The following is a 4,462-nucleotide window of genomic DNA, read 5'->3' as shown; positions in this document are numbered from 1 at the left end:
TCAATTTCTTGCAATCCTCGCTACGGACGCTTAAGTCCGACAGGCTGCTAGTGGTTATCAACGATCGGCCTATTATGTCTGTTCGACCCTGACGCTCCGGAAACAGGATTCATACTCTGCCTGACCCTTTTTTCGAGCCGGTTAAGCTCATTCATAATCTCAGGTTCCCCTCTGTACTGAGCCCTGAGTTCGGCAATATTACGCAGGGGATTGACGCCTGCGAACTCTGGGTCAATGTCATTCTGACTGACCTGATTACCGGGCTGATGACCATAGGCAAGCTTCAGTTTATCTACCAGCTCCCTGACGACCTCCGAAATGGGATAATCCTCCGGTTCCAGACCAGCAATGGCAGCAGAAAATCCTTCCGCTTCCCGATAGATAACCGACACCGGCAAATGATCAGACAACCCGCTTTCCAGATCATTATCGACATCAAGCAACAGTTGACGTATTTCCGTATGGGATGCCCACTTTTTTTCAGTGTCCCCGTAGACCAGCTGGTAGTTATAAATACAGCGCCTTGTCACCTCGGGGTGTTCTTGCCAGCGATACCTTGTCCCATCTGGCTCCCGACGATCTTCCGGATTGATGGTTGCCTGGTCACTATTGACAAAAAATGACTCGCTGCTCTCAACCAGCCGGGTATCATTTTCTTCATCATGGGTATCGTAGTAAGTGTTAGAGAAATCCTTCCCCAGTGCCTGCATGTTGTGATTATACTCAGGGTCATTACATAATCTTTGCTCATCTGATCGGGCAAAGTTCAGGTCTCCCATCAGGAAGGTGCCATGATGGTGTCTCTTATTCCGCCTGTCGTTACTGCTATCCTCCTCAAACCACTTTCTGATTTGATACGACTGGTCAAAGCGAATCGCCTCATAGGGTTGACCCTCACTGGCCTGAAGGTGCGTATTATAAACCACGGCAGTCTTATCGTTACCGAGATCCAGCACGATCCGCAGTAGCCCTTTATTGATCCGCCGATCTTCTTCGACCAGATCAGTGAAAGGCCGGAAAGTTGCCACCTTTACAGGATATTTGCTGGCAATGACCAGACCACTGTTCAATCCGGTTTTTCGGGGGGCAACACTGTGAACGATATGATGGTAGTGACCTTTGAGATCCTGACAGAGTTGCTCCGTCGCCTGTTGGACAAAAGCCTCCTGGAAGCAGACAACATCAGGAGTTATGTCAGGATTGCGGGTTAATGCCCCGGCAATCTTCCGATAGCGCTGCTGTGTTGAGCGCAGGTCGTTCTTATTATGGGACGGCATCAGGCCAGTATTACAGGTCATCAAATGCAGGCCCCGCTCAGGTTGATAAATGGCGGGGGGTACATCAGACTGAATCAGGGAAATTTCTTTCATGTACCGAATTTCATCGTATGGTACAAGAAAAGTAACACTTGTTTTTGCGAAAAAAGCTTCGTCATAAAGTCTTTGATAATGTTGGAATATTTTCTCAAACAGTTCTCTAAACAAACTTGTTGCGCTTCGCATGTGTTCCGGAAGTTTATCAGCCCATGTGTAAAATTTATCAACCTTCTCTTCGTATTTTTTTTCAATTTTCTTTGTCTCAGGGTCGTCGGCATAGGTATTACCATCTTCAGAAAAGACTTTCTTTCGGTATAGACTTAATTCATCATCCCTTTTCTCATATAAGATGCTTTGGATTTCTTTCTTACATTCTTCATAATATCTTGGACGAAGATTGAAGTGTGGGTGATACAAAAGGTTAGTTATCCTGGCTACACAAACTCCAACCAGTGATCCAATGATTACACCTGCAACAGTTCCCAGTGGTCCAAATAATGTACCGATTGTACCGAGTGTGGCACCTGCAGCACCCGCTGCTACTTCTGGGAGGCCGACTTTGACAATATTATTACATGCTCTAAGGAATAACTTATGGTCATCATCACGCGTTATACTCTCAATATGCCCTGAAATTTTTTGAAAATAATCATTAAATCTATTTAACTCATCAACATTATCTGGACCCATGATGTCTGGATGTATGCCTTCCTTAATAGCATCAACTGTAATATTTTTGATCTCTTCTATGCCAGATGATTGACCATTATATTCCTTAACCCCCTTTTCAATTCTTTCTTCCGAAATTTTGATGGTTTTTTCATCAGGCCTCATCCTTGTTTTTAAGTATTTTTCAAAAACCGCTTTTTCATCTGTTTTCAGAACAGACAGAATTTCTTTTTCCAATTCTTTAGTTTTTGTTATTTCTTCTCCATTTTTGCTGTTGGATTGGGAACATGTAAAAATAAGTTTTGGAGTATCCTGAATACCATTTTCTTCTAAATTAGCCTTAAACTCTGATTTTATTTCTTTTTTGTCTCCTATCTTATCAGTACATGTATCGACCTTATTACAAACAAAAATAATTCTATTGCCATTTTTTACTAATGCTTCGATAGCTCTAAGATCATAACCAGTCAGATCCTTGTCAAATAAAAAGATAATGACATCGTTTTGCTCGATATTTTCAGCTCCAAGGTAGTCATTTTTTATGTATTCTTCGCCACCAGAGCGGCCATAACCTTTTGTAGTCCTGATTTCCACATCCTGAAAGCGGTAGATAGGGTCAGGCTTTTTATTGTAAATAACGGTTCTTTTAAATGGCTCCCAGCCAATTAGCCGGTTGCCCAGCGATGACTTGCCAACATTTTGCGCTCCAGTAAAGACAATCCTTAGTGTAGGAGGACTGCCATTCGAGCTCCTTTGTTGCATTAGATTCAATATAAATCTCTCGCTCCCTTCGTCATCTTTTGCATTGCCACCTATACCAGAGCGTCCGGCTCCCTCTTGACCAGAACCCTCCCTGTTACCACTTCCACTACCTGTTGCTCCGGTTTTTTTACTACCTCTAAGCCAGCTAAACATAGTCTGATAAATGAGTTTATTAATATCTTCTCCTTCATAGACCGTCTCCGTATCGGGTTCATGAGTTATAGTCATGTCTTTAAAGTTATCCGAACCAGCCAAAGTTTGTTCCAGCTGCTCCCACTCAAACTCCAGGTTAAACTCATGATCCGGCCACTCTGCCAGCGTATCGATTTGCTTTTCAATTTGCTGAAGGGAGTTTTCATCCTGTACAGACAGTCCTGCAGCCATATCCATAAGAAAGTGAATAAATTCTTCTCTGCCTCTAAGTTTGGGAGCAAGCCATTTCAGAAGCTGTTGCGAACTCCCCAGATATGCCGTTAACTGGCGAAACTCCGCTTGGCTGAGGTGTAACACAGTGGGTGATGAATCATTAAAACGGATGTGTAACGTCACTCCTGAATCATGATCGGGTTCGCCCATAACCCAATGGTACCAATGACTGCCCTTTAAGTAGTTGCGCCAGTCGGTGGGAATACGCAAAACCGGGAGTAGTGTCAGGGTAAAATCCCCTTTGTTCTGAATTGGAAAGTAAGGGGGGCGTTTAAAGCTATCGTCGTCATCCTGACCAAGATAACCACCTCTGTATAGATCAGACTCTCGTTTTTCTTCTGGTAAAGGCAGTCCTGCAAACCCTGGCAGACTCACAACCTGGCCTGATTTTTTTTTCTTTTTCCGAACAGATGAATCGTTAAGCCTCTCATTAACTTCCACGGTTTCCGGGGTTGAAGCGATTTCTATAAACTTATCGGACTCCGGACCTATTGCTGACAGGCGGGTCGTTAGCCGGTAGTTTGCCTTTTCAGCTCCTCCCGCAGTAATTGAAGTAGCGGTAAAATCCGACGAAGCAGGTGTTGCCCGAGCCAGAGAAGCCCAGACAAGAAAAGTTAGCAGATAAATTTTCCATATATTAACCAGCAGCCGTTGGTTCAGAAAGTGATTTTTCATTTAAGGAAACCAACAATAACAGAGGTAGTTAGGGAGGAGGAAAGTGCGAGAGTATTTCTCAACAACTGGCTGAAAGTAGACAATAGTCAGATTAACGTCAAAGGTGGTTTTGGAGTAGAGACTGAGTAGCTGCTCATTTATTCATTGTGACTGCTCTCCTGCGAAGAACGCACGAGCTTCTTGCTTCATAGGCTACTGCTGGTTCAAAACAACCAGACTTACAAAGAAGCCTCCACAGGCAGAACCAAACAGCCCTTAAGGTAGAGCCGTCCTGCGATCGTTACCCTCCTCTTTGGCCAGGGAGCGGTCAAAGTTCAACTCTGAAGATGTTTGCCAATGACCTGCAACCGAAATGGAATGTGAACCTGATTTTCAGGCAGCAGCTTCAGGGCGATGGGTGCAGGGTTAATGCTTTTTGTTTCGAACAGTAAGCCAGATGGCAACTGCAAACAGAGGCAACCCAAAGACCAGAGTCAGAATTAAATATTGTTGTCCTGTATCCATTACTCATCCTCCAGTCGGTAGGAGCCTGACCGAGAATAGCGCCCGTAGCGAGGATGGCAGAAAATTGAGGATGAAAATTCGGTTTTGTGAGGAGAATAGCGAGCTATTTG

At 44.2% G+C, this 4,462-nt stretch carries 1 protein-coding gene; it reads right to left on the bottom strand.

Annotated features, from left to right (window positions below; all coding sequences use genetic code 11):
* Positions 1-47: 47 nt before the first annotated feature.
* Positions 48-3,848, bottom strand: coding sequence for an endonuclease/exonuclease/phosphatase family protein (locus tag KDK16_RS00445; RefSeq protein WP_257274210.1), 3,801 nt, complete (start codon positions 3,846-3,848; stop codon positions 48-50).
* Between the last annotated feature and the right edge of the window lie 614 nt (positions 3,849-4,462).

The organism is Endozoicomonas sp. SESOKO4, assembly GCF_024606275.1.
Note: the sequence above shows the minus strand (reverse complement) of the source record. Positions and strands in the feature narration are given on the sequence as shown.

Excerpts from the sequence above, each read along its gene's own strand:
- KDK16_RS00445 (WP_257274210.1), bottom strand. The coding sequence starts at position 3,848 with ATGAAAAATCACTTTCTGAACCAACGGCTGCTGGTTAATATATGGAAA.